Below are 21,127 nucleotides of genomic sequence, written 5' to 3'. Positions count from 1 at the left end.
GCTCACTCCGCGATCGCGCCGGCGGGTGCGCCCGACTGTGCGGTGGCGGCCTCGGCCGCGGCCGCCTGTGCCCGGCTCTGCTCCAGCAGCCGTGCGACCTCGTCGAGCTCGCGGATCTCCTCGAACCAGTTCTGGTTCAGCTCGTCGCCGGGGATCGCCACGAGTTCGGTTCCGCAGCTGTCACATTCGGCGTGGAACTCACCGTCGTCGTTGCGGCGGAAGGCCCGAGCGCCGCCGCAGGACGGGCACTGCTCGGGGATCGTGTCCAGCAGCCGTCGGCACAGACCGCTCCAGGTCTGCACCGTCCAGAGCGCGGCCACATCCTCGACCCGCATGCCGGGCTCGACCTTGCTGAGATCGACGCCGAGCAGGCGTTCGCGCACCAGGTATGCGCCGAGCGGGGTGAGCCTGCGCAGGGTGTCGACCGCGGCGCCCGCGCCGAACACATCCTCGGCCTGTTCGTTCAGATCGTCGCGCGGCACGGAGATCGGCAGGAACTGCTCGAGCCGGAACGTGATGTCCAGGAAGTCGATCGATTCCGCGCCGAGCTCCGGAATCAGCAGTTTGTCCGATGTCACGTCGTCGAGTTCGACGGCCAGTGCCAACGCGACCGCGTTGCGCACGATGTCGGACAATTCGTCCGGACTCAGCATGGACCCCACGGCGTTCCTCCTCGGATCGGTGTACATGTGGTTGTTCTGTCTGCGGCGCGGATGTCAGCCCTTGGCGGTGAGCCGGGCATAGCGGGCGAGCACGCCGTCGAGGCGGCGATAGAGTTCGTCGACCTCGTCGGTCGTGATGGTGAGCGGCGGGACGATGCCGATGGTGCCGCCGAGGCCCTCCGCGCCCTGGCTGCCGATGATCAGCCCGCTCAGGGCGAGCCGATCCTCGATCACCTGCCACTGCTGTTGCGGGATGGGCTCTTTGGTCGCGCGGTCCTTGACCAGCTCGATACCCATCAGCAGCCCGGCGCCGCGGATATCGCCGACGATGGCATGCTCGCGCAGATTCTCGAACTTGTCGAACAGGTACTTACCGGTCTGGCGCACCTGATCCACGATGCCGTCGCGCTGCATGATGTCCAGCGTCGCCAGCGCCGACGCGCAGCACAGCGGATTGCCGTTCGTAGTGCTCCCGGTTGCGATGAAACCGTCTACGGCGGACAGGAATTCACGGTAGACGACGTCGCGCACGACGACCGCCCCGAACGGCAGATAGCCGCTGTTGATGCCCTTGGACAGCGCCATGAAGTCCGGCCGCACCCCGAAATAGTCGGCGCCGAACCACTCACCGAGCCTGCCGAATCCGGTGATCACCTCGTCGTAGGCGAGCAGCAGGTCGTTGCGGTCGCAGATCTCGCGCAGCCGTTCGTGGTATTCGCGGGTCGGCACGATCGCGCCGCCGACGCCCAGCGCCGGCTCGACGAGCACGCCCGCGATGGTGTGCGCGCCCAGCCGCTCGATCATCAGCTCGATCGTGTCCGCGCACGCGAGCGTGCACGTTCCGGCGCAACCGGATGCGCAGCGGTAGGCGTAGGGCGACGGCGCGTGATGGAAGCCGGGAGTCAACGGCTCGAATTGTTTGCGGAAGCGGCGGAACGCGGATCCGGTGGCACTCAACGCGCCGTAGGTGACGCCGTGATACGCCCGATCCAGCGCGATCACCCCGAGTTTGGTGGTGTCGTCGCCGAAGCGGAGCCGCTGATACTGGCGCATCATCTTCAGCACGGTCTCGTTGGCCTCGGACCCGGTGGAGGCGTAGAAGACGGTGTTCAGCCCCTCCGGCGTCACCGCGGCCAGACGACGGGCGTATTCGTCGGCCGCCTGATGGGTGGCGCGTTCGATCGGGAAGTAGAGCAGCTTGCCCGCCTGCTCGCGGATGGCATCGATGATTTCCGGATGCGCGCCGCCGAGACTCAGATTGCACAGACCGCCGAAGGCGTTGAGATAGCGCTTGCCCTCGGTGTCCACCACCCACACGCCGTCCGCGGCGGCGATGCTGATGCCGCGCCTGCGAAAGCCGCGCATATTGGTGAATCCGTGCCAGAATGTCGAATCCGGTTCCGAGGCAATCTGATTCGGCATGACACTCCTTGTGTGCTGGGTGCGATCCGTCCGAGTGCATTGACGATAGCCTTGGGTACGGCCGTGTTTCCTCGGCCGATCGATCACACCTGACTCAACGCTCGATGGAGTCCGCGGTAGCGCTCCGCAGACCATCGAGGGCCGGTGCCGTTGTCCGCAGGGTCGCGAGATCCCAACCCGCGCGGCGACATTCGAGCCCGGCCGCGGCGGTCTCGGCGGCGATCGTGCGCATGTCGACCGCCCACCACTGCTGCGTGCTGGTCGACTCCCGCAGCGTTCGCCCGTCCTGGGTCACCCGGCACAGGGTGGTCAATTCGATCCGTCCCGGCGTGTCCGCGGGGCGCGATCCGAGCCACAGTTCGTGTCGGCACCGGCCGATGCGCGCGACGCCGACCCGGATCGGACGCACGGTGCGATCGGCGGGGAACGGTGCGGCATCCACGACCGCGCGACAGCCCGGGGCGAGTCGCTCGGCGAGCAACCGCCACAACCGCCGCCGGTCCGCCGGTGGAAAGTAGCCGAGCACGCCGCAGGCGACCAAGCCGCCGAATCGCGCTGGCAAAGGGGTGTTTTCGAGCGTGGTCGCAGCGATGGTCACCCGCCGGGCCAGTGCCGGATCCGCCAGCACGCGGCTGGCGAGCGCCGCGCGCATGGCGGGCGAGGGCTCGATCGCGAGGATTGGAACGCCGGGCACCGCTGCGCCGAGGATCTCGACGACCAGCCCGGTGCCCGCTCCGACGTCCACGATGGGCGAATCGGCCTGTGCGGCAGGCGATATCGCGGTCGTCAGGGCCGCGGTGCGCGGCTTCCAGTACGGGCGACCGGCGATATCGTAGAACTCCGCCGCAGCACCGTAGATATCGGTCATCACGCGGTACCCCGCGCGGCGGAGGGCAGCCGGTGCTCGAGAATCTGGCGCATATTGCGTAGTTCGAGCACATCGCAGGCGTGGAACAGCGGCCACATCGATCCCGGCCAGACCCGGCCGCGGCGCGGGGACAGGTGCGGATAGGGATTGCGGTCGTAATACGGATGCCGCCAGATCGTCCACGACACCAGTGCGCCGCTGCGCCGCTGCACCCGGCGCGCGGACAACACGCGCCCGCAGAACACCATCCACAGATCGTCGCCCTGATCGAACGCCGATTCGTAATCGACGGTGCCGACCTCCCGGTTACCGTTGATGCGCAGGTGGATCTTCGTGCCGGGATCGGTGGCGTCCTCGCCGACGTAGCGCCCGGTGCCGCCCGCGGGGCGGAAATTGCGCATGCTGTAGGTGAACTCCTCCACGCTGCGAATATCGAGCAGATAGTCGTAGAGCACTTCGGGCGGGCAATCGACGTGCTGATGCACGGTGTACACGTCCTGGTCGAGCGGGCCGTTGCGCAGGCGTTTGGTCAACGCCAGCAATTCGCCGGTGGCAGCGGCACGCGAGACCGTCTCGCATCGGAACAGGCCGGGAATATCGTCGAGCGGAATGGTCATGGTGTTCTCCCTCGGTTCCAGCGGTCGAGCTCGCGGCACAGCACGGGCGTCGGGAAATAGCGCAACCCGAGGTCCCGGAAGTGCCGGGCGACAGGGGATTCGAGCATCATGACGTCGCCGACCACCCGGGCGCGGTGCTGTTCCGCATCCACCCGGGGCATGCGGCGGCGCGCGAATCTGGTGAGCGCGATATCGATATGCGCGGCGTCGACGCGCACCAGTTCGTCGTCGAGCACCGCCGCCGATTCCATCGCCAGGGACGCCCCGATGCCGGTGGTCGGCACCAGCCCGGCCGCGGCGTCCCCCAGCAGTACGACGCGTCCCCGAACCCACTGCGGGACAGTGACTTCCACCAGGTCCAGACATTCGACCCGGTCGGCGTCGCGTAACGTGCGCAGGATCACGCAGTCGTCGATGCGGCGGCGGTCGCTCGGTGGCCAGTGATGCGGGGCCGTGCCGTCGAATGCCCCCGAGATCGCCACGAAACAGGCCACCCGGTCCTGGGTCGGGTACGCCGCCACGATGCGTCGCAGGCCCCAGGTCTCGTGCAGCTCGCCCGGCGGCGTGCTGCCGCGGCGGGCCCACCAGCACCAGATGCGCCAGCCGAAGCGGCGTTCGGCAGTGTGCAACCGCGCCTGCTGCCTGGTGCGCGAGCGGAGGCCGTCGGCGCCGACGACGAGATCGAAATCGCGCTCGCGCCCGTCGGCGAAGCGCACCCGCACGGTGGAACCGATCTGGCGCATCCTGGCGACCTCGGTCTCCAGATCGACCGGTGTACCACCGTTGGCGGATTCGAGGATCGCGAGCAACTCGGCACGCGGGGTGGCCCGCGGCAAACCCGTTCGCGCGCCCAATCGTTCGAGATCGAAGGTGCGCAGCACGGCGCCGTCACGATCGTGCACGACATAGCGCCGCAGTGGCGCGCTGGTGTGGATGAACGAGTTCCACAGGCCGAGGTCACGCAGCACCCGGCTGCCCGCCGGCCACAGGGTGATCGCGGAACCGTGGCGGCTGTAACTGCTGATCGTGTCGATCACGGTGGGGCGCACGCCGCGCTGGCGCAGCCGCGCGGCCAGGGTCAGCCCGGCGATACCGCCGCCGACGATCAGGATTCTCACCTGCCCGCTCCCTGCGGCAGCGGTGCCGGAAGCAGTGCCGCGGCCGCGCTTTCGCCGGAACGGCAGCAGGCCTCGAGCGAGGTGCCGAGCAGATAGTCACCGGCCAGGGCGATGCCGGGCAGCGGTGCGAGCGCGGCGGCGAGGGCGGTCAGGAAGGTGCCGTAGTGCGGCAGGTAGGCACAGTACGCGCGCGGCCAATGCCGGATCGCCGCCGCGGTTCTGGGCTGCGGCGCGGCGCCGAGGTGGGCGCGCAGCCGCTGTTCGGCCTCGGTGACCAGCTCGAGCACGTCGGCCTCGGTGGGTTCGCGCAGGCGGCCGTGCTTACCGGAGAAGGTGTACCGGACAAGGTTTCTCGTCGTTGTGCCGTAGCTGCCGACATTGCTGCACGGCAGGTCGTCCAGTGCGAGGGCGCGCACATCGGCGGCGAAGACATCGTGCGCATAACCCACCACCGCGACCGTGGCCGGGAAGTACCGGACCGAACGCAGCAGTCCCGCAGCCGTTTCCGAGAGCTCGGCCAGCAACGGCGCCGCCGCGTAGGCGGGCGTGCACACGGCGACGGCGTCATACCGGGTCCGGCTGGACCGGCCGTGGGCATCGATCGCCTCGACGTATATCCGGTTCTCGGACCGCGTGATGCGGGTGACCGTGGTGCGGTAACGGATCTCGGCGCACGCCTCGACCCGGGCCAGCAGTGTGGCAAGGCCGGTGGTCGGCTGGTCGAAGCGGTCGAGCAGCATGCCCATGTTGACGGCGAAAGTGCCGAGGTAGCTCTCCTCGGGCTCGGCGCCGTTCATCCGCACGGTGATCGGCCGGAGGAAGTTGGCGGTGGTATAGCGGCCGAAATGTGCCGACAGCGGCCGATCGTCCCGGCGTGCCAGCTTCGCGGCGAGCTCGGAGCCGAGGAAGCGGGCCGAGTCCGTCGCGCGGACCTTCCTGGCGAGCCCGTCGAGCTTGCCCAGGTCGCGCCAGTCACACATGCGCGCGATGGCGCGCAAGGTCTCGGTCCGGTGCGCGCTGTCGAGGGGGACCAGCTTGCCCGCCACGAGGCGAGCGGTGTTGATGCCGAACGGCTCGTATCCGGTCCCGCCCAGCAGCTCGAGCATCGCCCGCAGCCGGGTGTAGCGGCGCCCGATGTTCTTGCCGCCCAGCAACACCGCGCGTCCGTCGAGTTCGGCCGCGCCGACGCGGCCGCCGACCCGATCCGTCAATTCGAAGATCTCCACCGCACAGCCGGCCCGGCGCAGCGTCAACGCGGCGGAGACCCCGGAGACACCGGACCCCACCACCGCGACTCGTTCCGGTGTCGTCACGGTCCTACCCCCTTCAGCCCGAACCGGTTTCGTCGAGCAGGTCGAGGGTGACGGCGCCGAGCGCCACGCCCGCCTGCTGGAAACCGACGCGCACCCGCTGCCGCCGCGGGGAACCGGCAGCGCCGGACCATGTTTCGTCGATCGCGGCGGTGCAGTGCGTGACCAGGTCGGGCTCGCAGAAGTTGCCGAAGTCGACGTCGCACCCGACGAGCAGACAGCGCTGCGGCGGCACGCCCCGGTGCTCGGCCAAGGTCGCCAGACCCGCCTGGCGGGCGGCCTCCAGCAGCAACATGCCGGGCACGTGGTCCATCGGATGGTCGAAGAAGAACGGGTGCGCCGGATCGAAGACCAGCCGGAAGGACATGCCGCCTGCGGTGGTCGTCACGCCATGCGCGAGCAGGACGTTCTTCGGGTGCTCCCGGCCGACCCGCTGCGGTGCGAGCAGCGCGGCGGGGTCGACGGGTTCCGCGGGTTCGGGCCCGCGCGCGAGCGTCTTCTTGCGGGCCTTCTCCCGGATGTAGTCGTAGTAGTGCTGGGGAAGCGGCAGCCACCGGCCGCCGGCTCTGGCGCACTCGTTGCCGTCGACGATGAGCGTCACGGGGTGTTGCGCGAGCCGCTCGGAGGTACGAGCGTTGACGATGGTCACCACCCGCGCGGGCGCGGGCCCGGCGCGCAGGAACTCGGGGGCGAAGACCTCGATCCGCATATCGCGGAAGACCAGGAACTGATTGTCCGGCACCTGGACGAACGCGTGCGCCACGTACTCGGTCACCTGGCGGGTGACCTCCATGATCGCGATCGGATCCAGATAGTCCGGATTGCCGCCGTCGTTGAACAGCACGTGGCTGCGCGGCAGCATTGCGGCCACCGCCCATTCGCGCTTGCCGAGCACCGCGGCGTCGGTGAGGAACACCTCGTTGACGGCGCTGCGGTGCACCGTCGAGCGCGGCACGGTCTGCTCGAAGCGTAACTCCGACAGTGCGTTTCGGCTGCCATCGGACGAAGGACGAGTCGTTGTTGCGGTCGTGTCCACGGTGGCCTCTCGTCGAGGAGCGGGCCGGTACTGCGGCGACGCGGCCGCGGGGCCCGGCTACCGGGAGCGTATCGACGCCGATCGGCGTGAATCATCGTGCGTTCGGTGAACCGCGCTCAACGTCTGACCGAATACCGGTGCCGCAGCGGGCGTTACGCTCGTCCCGTGCTCGATTCACGGCCCGCCGGGCCGCCGCGCTGTGCCCTGATCTTTCCCGGCCAGGGTGCGCAACGTCCGGCGATGGGCGAGCGATGGCGCGACACCGCGCAGTGGCGGATCGTCGACGAGGTCTCCGGCTGGACGGGGCGCGATATCGCCGAGTTGCTCCTGCGCACCGGCGAATCGGATTTGCGTCGAACGGATTCCGCGCAACTGGCGATTTTCACCATGTCGTTGCTGGCGCTGGACTACCTGACCGAGCATCGCTCGATCGGCCCGATCCACGCCTGCGCCGGACACAGCCTGGGGGAGTACACCGCACTGGTGGCGGCGGGCGCACTGACACCCGAAACCGGTGCGAAACTCGTGGCCGCGCGAGGTGCGGCGATGCGCACCGCGACACTGCGGTGGCCCGGCACGATGGCCGCGATCCTCGGCGCGAGCAGCGAAGTGGTCGAGGCGTTCGCCGCCGCGGCGCGCGCCGGTGGCGCGCGGGTCTGGGTGGCCAACCTGAACGGGCCGCGCCAGGTCGTGGTGTCCGGCACCGTCGCGGGCGTCGACGCGGTGACCCAGGACGCGAAGCTGGCGCGGCTGAAAGTGGTGCGGATACCGGTCGGCGGTGCGTTCCACACCCCGCTCATGCGGCCCGCGGTACCGCTGCTGCGGCGGGCCTTGGCGGCGGCGGAGTTCGAGCGGACCGATGTGGCGGTCGTCGCGAACGCCGATGCGGGGCTGTACACCGCCGCGCGCTGGCGGGCGCTGGCCGAACGGCAGCTGACCGCGCCGGTGCGGTGGACTGCCGTGCTCGCGACGCTGACGCGCCTGGGTTGTACGCGACTGGTGGAGGTGGGGCCGAGCCGGATACTGGCGAAATCCATCGGCCGCGGCGACCCTGCACCGACGGTGCGGTACTTCGGCTATCCAGGGGAGTTCGCGCCGTGACGGGGGATCGGGCCGGACTGCGGCTGACCGAATTGGATTGCGTCCATCTACGTCTCGACAGCGCCGGGCATCCGATGCACTGGATGCTCGCGCTCCGGCTGGAGCCGGGCGCCCCGATCACGGTCGACCGGCTGCGGGCTCGGGTGACCGCGCGCGCCGGGGCGCACGCGCTGTATCGGCTGTGCCTGCCTGAGCGGCCGCGCCGCCGACCGGCTTTCGCCGCGGCCGTGGATCCGGCTGTGCGGGTGCGGCACACCGCGGTGCCCGACCACAGCGGGCTGCTCCAGTTGATCGAGCAGCGCATGGCCACCGCGCTGCCGCGCGGCGTGCCGCCGTGGGACATCACCCTGGTCGACGAGGCCGACCGCGGCGGCCAGACGGTGCTGCTTCGCGTGCACCACTGCCTGAGCGATGGACTGGCCGCACCGGGCTTCGCGGCCCTCGTCGTCGACACCGCCACCGCGCACGACTACGACAGATTCGTTACCGCGCAACGCTTTCCCTTCGAACGCGCACTCACCTGGCGTACCTGCACCGAGGTGCCCCGGCAGTATCGCGCCACGCGTCCGCTGCGCCGCGCGGGCCGGGTGCTGCCGTTCCCGCCCGCGGACTGCGCCCGGCAGGTCGCCGAGTTCTCGATCCCGATCCGGTCGCTGCGGCGGCACGCGACGGACACGCTGGGCTCGAGCACCGAATACCTCCTGGCGGCGGCCGCGGCGGCCTATCGGCAGATGATCCCCGGAACCGATCGCGACGGGCTGCGCGTCATGGTGCCGGTCACCCTCGATGCGGCGGCGCGGCACACCGGAAACGCCACGGTCTCCGCGTTTTTCGCGGTCGATCCGCCGGGACCGCGGATGACGGATCAGGTCCGGATGGTGCGGGAGCGGTTGACCGCCATCGACCCGGTGGACCAGGGCCGCGCGCTGGCCTCGGCCGGGGTGGATCTGCAATACCTGCCGTGGCGGGCGCAGACCCGGTTGATGGCACGGATGGTGCGCGACACCTGTCGGCTGAGCGTCAGCGTCACCCCCGGATTCGCGATGCGGCGCACCGTATTCGGGCACAGCGTCGATGCGACGGTGCCGTTCTCGCCGTTGATGGCCGACGAGTTGATGGTGACCGCGTTGATCCTGCGCGACCGGCTGACCGTCGGCGTAGTCGCCGACCCGAGGGTATTGCCCTGTGCCGTCGGAGATTTCGCCGAAACCCTGCGCGCGCTGGTGCTGAGCCCGGGGTAGCGCCGTGCGGGCTACGGATTCCAGCGGGTGATCTCGGAGATCACCATTCGCTGCGGCAGCGCCCGCAGCATGGCATTGCGCAGCGCGCTGCCGAACCTGGTGCGGCGCTGCATCACTGGGATCAACCAGCGTGAACGGTTCTGCACCGCGTCGACCCTGGCCCGGCGGCGCTGTACGTATCGCCGCAACGCCTCGGGGGCCTGGGCGGCATCCACCTTCGACAATTCCTCGGCGAGCACCAGCGCGGATTCCATCGCCATCGATGCCCCGACCCCCGCGGTCGGCAGAAACGCCGCGCCCGCGTCGCCGAGCAACACCACGCGCCCGAACCGCCACCGCGGCAACCGGAGATCGTCCAGGTCGAAACACCCGACGCGATCGACGGCGTCGAGCGCGTCGATCATCCACTCCATCGGCCCGGCCACCCCGGCCAGCCGATCGCGCAGCCGGGCCGGAGTGGCGGGCGCGCCCGCGGCCGGCAGCGCGGCCGCGCAGCCCACCGATCCGGTGGTGGGGTTGTAGCCGAAATACCGTCCGACTCCCCAGAATTCGTGCGATTCGTCGGCCGCCACCGCGTGACCCGGCGTCCACCAGGTCCACAGCCGCAGGCCGCTGCGGCGCATGCGCACGGGTCCCGCGACCAACCCGCGTACCGCCGAATCGATGCCGTCGGCTCCGACCACCACATCGAATTCGCCCGTCGTGCCATCGTCGAAGCGCGCCAGCACGATTCGTTCGTCCTGCTCGAGACCGGTGACGGTGCGCGCCATCCGTACCGGGGTACCGCCCCCATAGGACCCGAGCAGTTCGATGAGTTCGGCACGCCGCAGCGCCCGGGGCACACCGTCGCCGAGTCGACCGCCGAAGTCGAACGTGCGCAGCGGTTTGCCGCCGTCGACGTGGGTGGCGTAGGTGTTGATCGGCACGGTCAGCGCGTCGAACCGGTCGCCGAGATCGAGGTGCCGCACCACCGCGCGGCCCATCGGCCACAGCGTGATCACATATCCGACATCCCCGTATCGGGCGACCCGTTCGACGACCGTGGGCTCGATGCCGTTGCGCCGCAACGCCGCGGCCAGGGTCAGGCCGGCGATACCGCCGCCCACCACCAGGATGCGCGGCGTCATGGCCGGTCCTTACGTGCCTTGTGCACGCTCCGAGTCTATTTCCGCGGCGGGGGCCGGATCATCGTCCGACAGTTGATCTCCGCACCGCACCGGGCCGTTCGTTGAGCGCGGCCGGATCATTCGATCCACGACCGCCGCCCGGCCGCTGGATAACGTGGAGCTGTGTCCGAGTCCACCCTGCACGTGCTGCTCGACATCGTCGAGACCGACCTCGGGATGGTGGTGCCGCAGGACGAGCCCACGAATATCGCGGTCGGCGATCTCGGCTTCGACTCGGTCGCGGTCGCGATCGGTCTCGTCGCCATCGAAGAACGCCTCGGCGTCCGGCTGACCGAGCGAGAGCTGCTCTCCTGCTGGACGATCGCCGATATGGTCGAACTCATCGACGCGGCGCTGCGCCCGGCCGCGGGATCGGCCGAATAGGTCAGCGGAACTGCCGAGTGACCCGTCCGATCTCGGTGACCGGCGGCTCGTCGTAGAGCCACTCCCGAGCGATCCGGTGCCAATTGTTGGTGGTCTCCAGCTGTCCCAGCGCGGCGAAGGTGAACAGATCGGCGCGGCGGGAGAAGACGTGCTCGGCGGGCAGGCGCTGTTTGCGCATGCCGCGGAACTCGGCGGCCCTGGGGTCCACGGCGAGTATCAAAGCGCCCGTGGCGAGTTCGGGGGTGATGGTGATCTCCTCGTCCACCAGGTGCCACCCCGCGGCGGCCCACACGTAATCGAGCACCTCCTCGGCGTCGACACCGGAGTCGGGATCGATGATGCCGCGCGCGACCCACATCGCGAACAGATCATCGGCGCGACATTCGCCCGCCGCCTGCAAACAGGCGCGTTCCACCTCGACGTGCTCCGGATCCATCCGGTGGTAGAGGCCGAAATCCACGAAACCGACCCTGCCGTCGGCCGCGAGCAGGATATTGCCGGGATGCGGGTCGCCGCAGAATTCGAGATCGGTGAACAGGGATCCGACGTAGAAGCGGTAGATCAGCTCGCCGATCCGGTCCCGATCCGCGGCCGGCAGCCGCCGAATCTCTTGGTAGGGCTGCCCTTCGAGGTACTCGGTCACCAAAACCTGTGGACCGCAGAACTCTTCGACGCTGTCGGGCACCGTGACGAACGGGTGTCCGCGGTAGTGCGCGGCCACCCGATGCTGGGTCCGCGCCTCGCGTAGATAGTCGAGTTCGCTGCCGATATTGCGTGCGATCTCGTCGAGCACCTCGGCGTCGGCGGCGCTGGGCAGCATGGACTTCCACAGCTTGCTGAACATCGCCAGATTACGCATGTCCGCCTCGACGGCGGCGTCCACCCCCGGATATTTGACCTTGACCGCGACTTGGCGTCCGTCGTGCAGTCGAGCCCGGTACACCTGGCCGATCGAGGCCGCGGCGATCGCCGTTTCGTCGAAGTCGGCGAAAACCCGTGCCAGCGGCCCGAGATCGTCCTCGATCACCGCGCGCATGGTCGGAAACGCTACGGCGGGAGCTTGATCGCGCAATTCGGCGAGCTTGACCCGGAACATCTCCCGATGCGATTCCGGCAGCAGATCGACGTCGAGCACCGAGAGCATCTGCCCGAGCTTCATTGCCGCGCCTTTCAGGCCGCCGAGCACGGTGACGAGCTGTTGCGCCGCTTGCAGTGTCGATCGTTCGGCGAGGACCTGGCGGGCCGCTTCAGGCTTCCCGACCATGGACAACCGGGTGCCGACCCCCCGCAGGGCCTGGCCCGCGGCCAGGCGGCCGAGCTTGCTGCCGCGCGCGAGACGGCCCTTCGGCACCCGATCGCCCACTGTCGTACCTCCGTTGGCCCAACATGCCGCGTGACGCGGTGGCACCCACTCTCGCATACTTCCGCCCGGGTCTAAACTGAGCGAAGCTCATTTTTTGCACGACAGCAGGCAGGAGTACCCGATGCCGTCGAAAGCCGTGGGGGAGCGCAGGCGTCCTACCCAGGAACGCGCCCGGGCGACGCGCGAGCACATCCTCGATACCGCCGCCCGGCTGTTCGGCGAACGCGGGATCGCCAACACCTCGACCAACCGGATCGCGGCCGAGGCCGGGGTCAGCATCGGCACGGTGTACCGGTACTTCACCGATCGCTCGGTCATGGTCGAGGAACTGCTGCGGCGCCTGCTCGAGAACATCGAGCGGCGCTTCTCCCAGCGGGTGTTCGGGCTCGGCGAGAAGCCCAGCCTGGAGGTGATCACCGAGATCCTGGAGGTGATCACCGACGAACTGGTGGAGAACGCACTGCTGGTGCGGGCGCTGGTGGCCGGGGTGCAGTTCTACAACAGCGGCATCCCCGAGTTCGAACCGCGGCTGCGACTGCTGGTGAAGGTGATGGTCATCCAGGTGCTCGGCCCCGGCGACGACCACGAGTACGACGTGATGACCTTCGTGCTGATCAACACCGGTTTCGCCGCGGTACTGCGCGCCTCGGCGCTCGAGGTGGACAGCGCCGAGCGGGCCGAGGCGGTCCGGATGACGGCCAGGATGATGGCCGCCTGGATGGATACCGAGATCAAGCGGGTCCAGGCCTGAAAAAGTGAGCACCTCGCTATCTGCGGTACGGCGCGATACCCCGGACCGCGTGCCCCGGTCTGGCATTTTGCCTGGTGAGCGGCGGTCGGCGGGCTCGACACCGCCCGGTTAAAGAGGAGTAGAAGGTGAGCGGGCGCTCGGTTTACCGTTGCTGCCAAGAACAAAAACCCCGGTAACGACGAAGTTCTCGGCGTGGCAGAAGTCCTCGGTTACTTGCCGCCAACGCCGCAGCGACTGCGGAGTAGGGAGACCAGGAGGCCACCGGTGACCATCGACAGTCTCGATCGCCCCGAATGTGGTGTGCTACGCCGCCAGATCTCGTCGTCCGCCCGCGATCTCGACGTGCTGACGCGAACCGTCATCACTCATCTGGCGGTCGGCCCGATGGCGGAGACCGTGCGGCGCGGCGAGGTCAAGACCGTGGTGCGGATCTGCCTGGAGTGGTTGATCCAGCGGTTGAACGGGCATCCGGTGCCCACCGTCACCGACCGGCTGGAATCCGCGGCGGGCGAGTGCGCCCGCGCGGGCATCCCCATCGACACGGTGCTGCACGCGGTCAACGAAGGATGCAAGCTCGGCCTGGACCTGATCGCCCGGCCGGGCCCCGCGGACGCGCTCGGCGTGGTCACCGGCATCGCCCGGGTGGTCGAGCTGTCCAAACTGGTCACCGTCGAGGTGAGCAAGGCCTACGTCCGGGAACACAAGGCGGACGCGGCCGAACATCAAACCGAGACCCACAACCTGACCTCGGCGCTGCTCGGCGGGCAGCTGGGAGGCGGCGAGTTGTCCTTCGCCGCAGAGTATTTCGTGCTCGCCATCGCGCTGCCCGCGCACCCCGACGAAGGACGGCCCGGGCTGGACCGGCAGGTGGTCGCCCGGCGTAAGCTGCGCCGCCTGCAATCCGCGCTCGCGACCGAACTCGGCGGTCAGGCGCTGTCGCTGCTCTCGGTCGACGGGGGCACGATACTCGTGCCCGGTACTGTGCGCGCCGACGCCGAACTCGACGATCTGGTGCAGGCGCTGGCCGCGGCGGCGTGCGTGCCGATCACCGCCACCGTCGTGCTCGCCCGTCCCGAAGGGGTGCCCGCGGCGGCCCGGCAGGCGCACGAATTGCTCGATACCGCACAGCGATTGGGTCGCGGGCCCGGCCTGCACCGCTTCGCCGAACTGGCGTTGCAGCATCAGTTGAGTCGTCCGGGGATCGGCCGCGACGTGCTCGGCCACCATCTCGCGCCGCTGGACGAACACCCGGATCTGCGCGAAACCTTGCAGCTCTACATCGACAGCGATCTGAGCAGGCAGCGCACCGCCGAACAACTCGGCGTGCATCCGAATACCGTCGACTATCGACTGCGGCGTATCGGGGAACTCACCGGCTTCGACCCGGCCCGGGCCGGTGGATTGTGGTATCTGCGTTCGGCATTGGTGGCGCGATTGGGATTTGTCCCATCGGACGGCCCGCAATAGTGATCGGTCTCGAGTAACAGCCGCGCGAATATATACCGAGGTCACAGCCCGAGGAGTGGCATCACAGCAGGGTGTGGCCGACGACGGTGAATTATCCAGGAACGGAACGGAATCAGTGCTTTTCGCCGGTAATCGGGCGAATCTTGTTGCGTATTCTTCCCTTTGTGCCGAGGCCATTGTCGTCTCGCACATGATGCCGCGGAGATATTATGCGCAACAAGAATTCCGCTCTGCTCCGGCGAATCTTATATCCGGCCACGGGACTGCTGGCGGGGCTCGCCGTCGCGGTCGCGCAGTGTCCCGCGCACGCGGAACCGATCCGGCCGGTGGACGCGGTGCAGGCGTTGCCCGCGCCACTCGCCGAACTGGTCGGCGCGGTGCTCGCGGCACTGGAAAACCGTGCACCGCTGGTGGTTTCGCCTCCGCCGCCGCGCTACGCGCCCGGCACCGCGATCGTGGTTCTCGGCTACGGTCTGCTGCCCGACGGCACCATGCGCCCGACCCTGGTCGACCGCCTGCGTGCGGGCTGGCTCGAGGCGGTGCTCGCCCCCGCCGCGCCGGTCATCGTGACCGGCGGCAACCCGCACAACGGCGTCACCGAGGCGGACGCGATGGCGCAGTGGCTCATCGCGCACGGTATCGCCCCCGACCGCATCCACCGCGAGCCCCTGGCCCGCTCGACCGTCGAAAACGCCACCCACTCCGCCCGCCTCATGCGCGACATCGGCGCCACCACCGCCGTGATCGTCACCTCCGCCGACCACATAGACCGAGCCGCCACAGATTTCGCCGCCGCCGGGGTGAAGGTCACCGCGGCCGTCGCCGCCGAGCAGGTGCCGGAACCGGCGGTGCGTCTGTTGCGAGCCAGGGGTGCGTGAGCCCGCCACGTCAGTTGCCGCACGCGTTCCGTGTTCCCGCACCCGCTGTGGCCTGGCACAGCGGGTGCGGGAGCACAGAACGCGTGCGTTTGATCGGAAGGGTGCGCGCGACGGGGCCATTACCTGGGAGGTAATGGTTTGGGGGTGGGGGTGTTCGTAGGATCGGGGGGTGACTGGGCGGACGGCGGGGGATTTGTTACGGCATTGGCGGCTGGAGCGGCGGCTGAGTCAGTTGGAGCTGGCGGGGCGGGCGGAGACCTCGGCGCGGCATCTCAGCTTCATCGAGACGGGGCGGGCGACGCCGAGCCGGACGATGCTGGTGCATTTGAGCGAGCACCTGGAGATACCGTTGCGTGAGCGCAACCGGCTGCTGCTCGCGGCCGGGTATGCGCCCGCCTATGCGGAACCGGCGCTGGACACGCCCGCGATGGACGCGATCCGCGGTGCGATGGAGCAGATCCTGATCGGTCACGAGCCGTATCCGGCGCTGGCGATCGACCAGAACTGGACCATGATCGACGCGAATTCCGGGGTGGCGCTGCTGCTCACCGGCATCGACCCGGCCCTGCTGCGACCGCCGGTGAACGCGCTGCGTCTGAGCCTGCACCCGGACGGGCTGGCGAGCCGCATCGTCAATCTGGCGCAATGGCGCGGTCATCTGTTCGCGCGGCTGGCCCGGCAGGTCGAGGTCACCGGTTCGCCGCAGCTGGCCGAACTGTTCGAGGAGTTGCGCGCGTACCCCGGCGGCGAGATCGATCCGATGCTGCCCGAACCCGATCAGTCCGTGGTCCCGTTGCGGTTACGGCACGAGGGCGCGGAGCTGTCCTTCCTGAGCGTCACCACCGTGTTCGGCACGCCGATGAACGTCACCGTCGCCGAACTCGCCATCGAATCCTTCTTCCCGGCCGACGAGCAGACACGCAAGCGGCTCACCGCATGAACCTCGCCCAGCACCTCGGCGCTCTGCTGGATACCCCGGTCCGCACCGTGACCGATCTCGGGGCGAGTCACGCGTGGACCCTGCACCGCGCCGACTTGGCCGACGACCGTAGCGTTTTCGTGAAGGCGTCCGCCGAACCGACCACGGTCTTCGCCGCCGAGGCGAACGGTCTGCGCTGGCTCACCACCGATGCCCTGGTTTCCGACGTGCTGGCCGTCGACGAACATCTCATCGCCCTGCCTTGGTTGGACGATGTCGGCGCAACGGCCATGACCGCGGAACGTCTGGGCCGTGAACTGGCTGCGGTGCACGCGAATTCACCGCAGGCCTTTGGCGCGCCCTGGCCCGGGTGGATCGCCGAACTGCCCTTGGACAACACCGCTTCCCCCGGCCCGTGGGGGAGTTGGTACGCCGAATATCGTCTTGCCCCTTACCTGCCCGGTGCCGCACCGCATCTCGGCTCCGACGGAATTCGCTTGCTGGAGCGCGTGATCGACCGTATCGACCTGCTGGCGGGCCCGCCGGAGCCGCCCGCGCGCATCCACGGTGATCTCTGGTCGGGCAACCTGATCTGGACCGCCGAGCGGGCCGTGCTCATCGATCCGGCCGCGCACGGCGGGCACCGGGAAACCGATCTGGCCGTGCTCGCCCTGTTCGGCGCCCCGCACCTGGACCGAATCCGCGCGGCCTACCACGAGTTCCATCCGCTGGCCGCGGGCTGGCGCGCACGTATCCCACTGCATCAGTTGCACCACTTGCTGATCCACGTGGTGCTGTTCGGCGGCGGCTACCGCGCGCAGACCCTCGCCGCCGCCGCGGCGGCGCTGGCTCTCTGAATCGCGCGGTGGCTCAGCTGGTGACGATCGGCTGCTGCACCCGCGCGATCAGATGCTCCACCAACGTCATCAGCACCGTCTTGCACGATCCCCGATCGCGGGCGTCGCACAACTGCACGGGGGTGTGCGGGTCGAGGTCGAGCGCGTCGCGCACCTCGTCGACCGTGTACACCGGCGCCCCGTCGAAACAGTTCACGCCGACCATGAACGGCAGCCGCCGCCGCTCGAAGAAGTCCACGGCGGCAAACGAATTGCCCAACCGCCGGGTATCGGCGAGCACGACGGCGCCGAGCGCGCCGCGGGCCAGCTCGTCCCACAGGAACCAGAAGCGGTCCTGTCCGGGCGTGCCGAACAGATACAGCACCAGGTCCCGGTCGATGGTGAGCCTGCCGAAGTCGAGCGCGACCGTGGTGGTGGTCTTCGACTCCACCCCGGACAGATCGTCGACGCCGGTGCTGACCTCGGTGATGAGTTCCTCGGTGCGCAGCGGGGCGACCTCGCTGATGGCCGAGACCATGGTCGTCTTGCCGACGCCGAACCCGCCGGCGACGAGGATCTTGACCGAGGCGGCCAGGTGCGGCGTGCCGCTCGGGTCAAATTTTTCGGATTCCATCCAGTACCGCTCGCAATATGTTGAGGTCTTCGGGCCCGGCTTCCGTCGGAACGGGAGCCCGGAATATGAGTTGCCCGTCGCCGATCAGGTCGCCGACGAGGATCTTCGTCACCGCGAGCGGTAAACGCAACTGTGCCGAGACTTCGGCCACCGATTGCGAAACTCGGCACACCCGAAGGATATCGGCGTACTCGGGTTCGGTTCGGCGCAGTGGGCCCGCGGCTTCGTCGGTGACGACCGACGTGAGCATGTCCAGCTCGGGACCTGCTCCGGTGGTGCGCCCACGCGTGAGCGCGTAGGGCCGGACCAGCGGGCCGGCCGCCTCGTCGAACCAGGGCTCACGCGGTTGGGTCATGGCAGATGCGGTTCTGCCTGCCCGACGAGATCGTGTCTCGGCGTGGTGGACAGATAGGTGCCGACCCGTTGTACGGTCAGGTTCATCTCGTAGGCGACCATGCCGAGGTTCGCGGACTCGATCGCTTGCAGTGCGAGACAGGCGTTGTCGCCCGCCGAGGTGACGAACAGCACCGCCCGGTCCAGTTCGATGACGGCCTGGCGCACGCCGCCGCCGTCGAAGCGGTTGCCCGCGCTGCGGGCCAAACCGTAGAGCGCGGAGGACATCGCGCCGAAATGTTCGGCGTCCTCGCGGGTCATCGCGCTGGAGCGGCCGAGCAGCAGTCCATCGGTGGACAGCACCACCGCGTGCCGTACTCCGGCCAGCCGGTCGACGAGATCGTCGAGTAGCCAATTGAGATCACCTGTGGGAGTAGCGGACACGCCTACCCTTCCTGTTCGTCCGGGATGATAGCGGAGCGGCGGCCCTGCCTTGTCCCGTTCTCGATGGCGGACATGAGATCACGAGCCTGCTCCGCGGACCGCGCCTGCGGGGCGGGCGAAGCGGGCGGTTCGGGGGTCGGTTCCGCCAGCGGCGCAGCGAGATTGGCCTGCCTGCTGCGGCGCGGCAGGGCCGGCCTGGTGTCCCCGTCGGGCTGCGGCGCGGCGTACTGCGGCGGCTGCGGGGCCGGTGATTCGAGCGCCAGCGTGGCGACGGCCCCGGTGGCGGGCTGCGGCGCGGCCGTCGATTCGGCGACGGGTGCGGCGGGCAGGCGCCGGCGCCGGCCGGGGTCGGTCAGTTCCGAGGGTGTCTGCGGCGGTACCGAATCGGTGACGATGAGCGCGGACGGAATGAGCACGATGGCCTTGATGCCGCCGTAGTCGGACTCCGATAGCCGCACCGTGACGCCGTGGCGCCCCGCGAGCTGGGCGACGACGAACAGGCCGAGCCGGGAGTCCGCCGACAGCGCCGCGACACCGAAATCGGGTGGGGTGCGCAGCATGTCGTTGAGCCGGGCGAGTTCGCCCTCGGGCATGCCCATGCCCTGATCGCTGATCTCGGTGACCACGCCCTTGCCGACCACGTTGCCGCTCACCTCGACCCGCGATTGCGGCGGGGAGAACGCAGTGGCGTTGTCCACCAGTTCGGCGAGCAGATGGATGAGGTCGGCGACCACGGTGCCGACCACGTGCACCTCGGGCAGCCGGGCCACCCGGACCCTGGCATAGTCCAGTGTTTCACCGACCGAGCTGCGCACCAGGTCCAGCAGCGGCACCGGGTTACGCCACTGCCGGCCGGGCTGACCGCCGCCGAGGATGGTCAGGTTCTCCGCGTTGCGGCGTTCCCGGGTGGCCAGGTGGTCGAGCCGGAAAAGCGTGTCGAGCAGGATCGGATCCTCTTGCCGCTGTTCGGCTTCGTCGAGGATCTCCAGCTGCCGGTGCACCACGATCTGGCTGCGGTGCGCGATATTGAGGAAGACCGACTTCACGCCCTCGCGGGTGCGGGCCTCGGCGACCGCGGCGCCGATGGCGGCGGCGTGCGCGTGCTGGAAAGCCTTGGCCACCTGGCCGATTTCGTCGTGACCGAAGTCGAGCACCGGCGTTTCCACCGCGGGATCGATGGTTTCGCCCTCGTTGAGCCTGCGCATCGTCTCGGGCAGGCGCTCGTCCGCCATCGCGATGGTCTGCCGGCGCAAACGCTTGAGCCTGCGGATGATTCGGTTGGCCAGCACCAGCGCGATGAGGAAGGCGACGATGCTGACCACGAGCACGCCGCCGCCCGCGTACAGCGAGTTGGCTGCGGAATTGTTCGCCTTGTCCTCGGCGAGCTCCTGCGAGTGCCGGTTCTGCGCGATCCACACGTCGATCAGGCCGCGGTTCACCTCGGACGCGGCGTTCTGCCACTCCGCGTTCGACAACGGCAGGGCGGGCTGCTTCGAGCTGGTGGAGCTGCTCGAACTGCTCGAACTACTGGAGCTGCTCGAACTGTTCGCGGCCGCCTGCGTGGTCAGATGCCGCTGGGCGACAGCCGATTCCATCAGCGAGAGCTGCTGCCAGGCATTGCTGCCGGTGAGTGCCTGCAGCCGGTCGTGCTGCGCCTTGTCGGCGCTGAGTTCGGTGGTCAGGTTGCCGATCTCGGCGTGATAGAAGCCGACCTGGCGCAGGAATTCCTCCACCGGGATGGGTGTGGCGCCGTTGCTGGTGGACAGCATGACGCCGAGCGCGTTGCTGCGCGACATCGCTTCGGCCGCATTGAGAAACCGCATGCCGTCGGCGATCGCGACGCCGATCTCGGTGTCCGGCGCGGTCTGTTCGGCGATGCCGGTGCCGACCGAGATCACGTCGAGCAGCCGGTTGTAGAACATGTACGCGTCCGAGGGCGGGAGCTGGCCCGCGTCGGTCGCCATCCGCACCTGCGTCATCTGGCTGAGCAGTGTGTTGAAGCCCGCGACGTCGTCGCCGATCTTCGAATCGTCCACTTCGCGAAGGCCGTTCGACACCTCGATGAGTCCGCGCATCGCGCCGTCGAGGCGGATCCGGGCCGCGGCGAGGGCGGGCGGAACGGTGTCGTCACCGGCGAGCTGGGCCAGGGTCAGGCGGCGTTCCTGCTGCACCGCCTCCATGAGCTCTCTGGTCTGCGGGATGGCGTTCTGATTCTGTACCGCCCACTCTTTCGCCTTGGTCCCCTCGGCTACCAGGTACCCCGCTGCGCCCACGCCGACCACAAGCAGAGTCAGGCTCGGAATGAGCGCGATTGCCAGGATCCGCGTACGAACCCCGAGCCTCGCTCTGAACATCGGCACAACCTAAACCACAAAATGGACTGGGCGGGACCAGTGTCCCGCTGAATGAGACTCGAGTTGACTTTCCCGTGAACGGCGCCTGTCCGGCCCGGGTCGGATTGATGTCGGTTGGCCGGCCCGAAGGAAACGGACTTCGTCTCGAGCGGATCTGCGGCCGCGGCGGTCTATGTCGATCTGGTTGTCCGCCGCTTCGGTGCACCGGGAGCAGTTCAGACAG

At 68.9% G+C, this 21,127-nt stretch carries 21 protein-coding genes; 8 read left to right on the top strand and 13 right to left on the bottom strand.

From position 1 onward, the window contains the following. Positions 1-2 precede the first annotated feature (2 nt). The 7 genes from NVU01S_RS39935 to NVU01S_RS39905 form a co-directional block, all read right to left on the bottom strand. Positions 3-653, bottom strand: coding sequence for a phosphopantetheine-binding protein (locus NVU01S_RS39935; RefSeq protein WP_052280936.1), 651 nt, complete (start codon positions 651-653; stop codon positions 3-5). Between the two features lie 63 nt (positions 654-716). After that, positions 717-2,084: an aminotransferase family protein gene (locus tag NVU01S_RS39930; RefSeq protein ID WP_052280937.1), complete on the bottom strand. Its 1,368-nt coding sequence runs from the start codon at positions 2,082-2,084 to the stop codon at positions 717-719. A 94-nt stretch (positions 2,085-2,178) separates the two neighbouring features. Next, a complete protein-coding gene (locus tag NVU01S_RS39925) occupies positions 2,179-2,952 on the bottom strand; it encodes a class I SAM-dependent methyltransferase (protein ID WP_156161741.1) in 774 nt (257 codons plus the stop codon). Next, positions 2,952-3,569 carry a hypothetical protein gene (locus tag NVU01S_RS39920; RefSeq protein WP_043675724.1) on the bottom strand — a complete coding sequence of 206 codons (618 nt, stop codon included), beginning with the start codon at positions 3,567-3,569 and terminating at the stop codon, positions 2,952-2,954. The genes NVU01S_RS39925 and NVU01S_RS39920 overlap by 1 nt, the downstream gene beginning before the upstream one ends. Next, positions 3,566-4,687 (bottom strand): FAD-dependent oxidoreductase, encoded by a 1,122-nt coding sequence (locus NVU01S_RS39915; RefSeq protein WP_043675727.1) that lies wholly within the window; start codon positions 4,685-4,687, stop codon positions 3,566-3,568. The genes NVU01S_RS39920 and NVU01S_RS39915 overlap by 4 nt, the downstream gene beginning before the upstream one ends. After that, entirely contained in the window at positions 4,684-6,000 is a 1,317-nt protein-coding gene (locus NVU01S_RS39910; RefSeq protein ID WP_043675730.1) for an FAD-dependent oxidoreductase, read from the bottom strand. The genes NVU01S_RS39915 and NVU01S_RS39910 overlap by 4 nt, the downstream gene beginning before the upstream one ends. 13 nt (positions 6,001-6,013) lie before the next feature. Then, positions 6,014-7,033 carry an AfsA-related hotdog domain-containing protein gene (locus NVU01S_RS39905; protein ID WP_082032208.1) on the bottom strand — a complete coding sequence of 340 codons (1,020 nt, stop codon included), beginning with the start codon at positions 7,031-7,033 and terminating at the stop codon, positions 6,014-6,016. Between the two features lie 165 nt (positions 7,034-7,198). Here NVU01S_RS39905 and NVU01S_RS39900 point away from each other — a divergent pair, with 165 nt between their 5' ends. Both NVU01S_RS39900 and NVU01S_RS44430 read left to right on the top strand, forming a co-directional pair. Beyond that, the gene (locus tag NVU01S_RS39900; protein ID WP_052280939.1) at positions 7,199-8,134 is read left to right on the top strand and encodes an ACP S-malonyltransferase; all 936 of its coding nucleotides are present in this window, start codon (positions 7,199-7,201) and stop codon (positions 8,132-8,134) included. Further along, the gene (locus NVU01S_RS44430) at positions 8,131-9,375 is read left to right on the top strand and encodes a wax ester/triacylglycerol synthase domain-containing protein (protein ID WP_043675736.1); all 1,245 of its coding nucleotides are present in this window, start codon (positions 8,131-8,133) and stop codon (positions 9,373-9,375) included. Before NVU01S_RS39900 ends, NVU01S_RS44430 begins: the two co-directional genes overlap by 4 nt. Before the next feature lie 11 nt (positions 9,376-9,386). Here the strand turns inward: NVU01S_RS44430 and NVU01S_RS39890 are convergent, their stop codons facing one another. Beyond that, entirely contained in the window at positions 9,387-10,502 is a 1,116-nt protein-coding gene (locus NVU01S_RS39890; RefSeq protein WP_043675739.1) for an FAD-dependent oxidoreductase, read from the bottom strand. Positions 10,503-10,664: 162 nt separating this feature from the next. Between NVU01S_RS39890 and NVU01S_RS39885 the strand changes: the two genes are divergently transcribed. Then, positions 10,665-10,925 (top strand): phosphopantetheine-binding protein, encoded by a 261-nt coding sequence (locus tag NVU01S_RS39885; RefSeq protein WP_043675742.1) that lies wholly within the window; start codon positions 10,665-10,667, stop codon positions 10,923-10,925. 1 nt (position 10,926) lies between these two features. On the opposite strand, the gene NVU01S_RS39880 is transcribed toward NVU01S_RS39885, so the two are convergent. Then, the gene (locus NVU01S_RS39880; RefSeq protein ID WP_043675744.1) at positions 10,927-12,288 is read right to left on the bottom strand and encodes an ABC1 kinase family protein; all 1,362 of its coding nucleotides are present in this window, start codon (positions 12,286-12,288) and stop codon (positions 10,927-10,929) included. 121 nt (positions 12,289-12,409) lie between these two features. Between NVU01S_RS39880 and NVU01S_RS39875 the strand changes: the two genes are divergently transcribed. The 5 genes from NVU01S_RS39875 to NVU01S_RS39855 all read left to right on the top strand — a co-directional run bounded on the left by NVU01S_RS39875 (position 12,410) and on the right by NVU01S_RS39855 (position 17,160). Beyond that, a complete protein-coding gene (locus NVU01S_RS39875; RefSeq protein WP_014986030.1) occupies positions 12,410-13,039 on the top strand; it encodes a TetR/AcrR family transcriptional regulator in 630 nt (209 codons plus the stop codon). A gap of 264 nt (positions 13,040-13,303) precedes the next feature. Then, positions 13,304-14,506: a PucR family transcriptional regulator gene (locus NVU01S_RS39870; RefSeq protein ID WP_043675747.1), complete on the top strand. Its 1,203-nt coding sequence runs from the start codon at positions 13,304-13,306 to the stop codon at positions 14,504-14,506. A gap of 209 nt (positions 14,507-14,715) precedes the next feature. Beyond that, a complete protein-coding gene (locus NVU01S_RS39865; RefSeq protein WP_043675750.1) occupies positions 14,716-15,384 on the top strand; it encodes a YdcF family protein in 669 nt (222 codons plus the stop codon). A gap of 169 nt (positions 15,385-15,553) precedes the next feature. Then, complete coding sequence (locus NVU01S_RS39860) at positions 15,554-16,324, top strand: helix-turn-helix domain-containing protein (RefSeq protein ID WP_043675751.1); 771 nt, start codon at positions 15,554-15,556, stop codon at positions 16,322-16,324. After that, positions 16,321-17,160: a fructosamine kinase family protein gene (locus tag NVU01S_RS39855; RefSeq protein ID WP_043675754.1), complete on the top strand. Its 840-nt coding sequence runs from the start codon at positions 16,321-16,323 to the stop codon at positions 17,158-17,160. Before NVU01S_RS39860 ends, NVU01S_RS39855 begins: the two co-directional genes overlap by 4 nt. 13 nt (positions 17,161-17,173) lie before the next feature. On the opposite strand, the gene NVU01S_RS39850 is transcribed toward NVU01S_RS39855, so the two are convergent. From NVU01S_RS39850 to NVU01S_RS39835, 4 genes are read right to left on the bottom strand one after another with little or no spacing between them, the layout of a single operon-like run. Then, positions 17,174-17,773, bottom strand: a complete 600-nt coding sequence (locus NVU01S_RS39850; protein ID WP_014986023.1) for a GTP-binding protein — start codon at positions 17,771-17,773, stop codon at positions 17,174-17,176. Further along, positions 17,754-18,128: a DUF742 domain-containing protein gene (locus NVU01S_RS39845; RefSeq protein WP_029900513.1), complete on the bottom strand. Its 375-nt coding sequence runs from the start codon at positions 18,126-18,128 to the stop codon at positions 17,754-17,756. The genes NVU01S_RS39850 and NVU01S_RS39845 overlap by 20 nt, the downstream gene beginning before the upstream one ends. Further along, positions 18,125-18,550: a roadblock/LC7 domain-containing protein gene (locus tag NVU01S_RS39840; RefSeq protein WP_036561466.1), complete on the bottom strand. Its 426-nt coding sequence runs from the start codon at positions 18,548-18,550 to the stop codon at positions 18,125-18,127. The genes NVU01S_RS39845 and NVU01S_RS39840 overlap by 4 nt, the downstream gene beginning before the upstream one ends. Before the next feature lie 2 nt (positions 18,551-18,552). Then, complete coding sequence (locus NVU01S_RS39835; protein WP_043675757.1) at positions 18,553-20,904, bottom strand: sensor histidine kinase; 2,352 nt, start codon at positions 20,902-20,904, stop codon at positions 18,553-18,555. Positions 20,905-21,127: the final 223 nt, after the last annotated feature.

Source organism: Nocardia vulneris (assembly GCF_001613425.1).
GTDB lineage: Bacteria > Actinomycetota > Actinomycetes > Mycobacteriales > Mycobacteriaceae > Nocardia > Nocardia vulneris.
The sequence above is the reverse complement of the archived record's forward strand: the minus strand, read 5'-3'. Positions and strand labels throughout refer to the sequence as shown.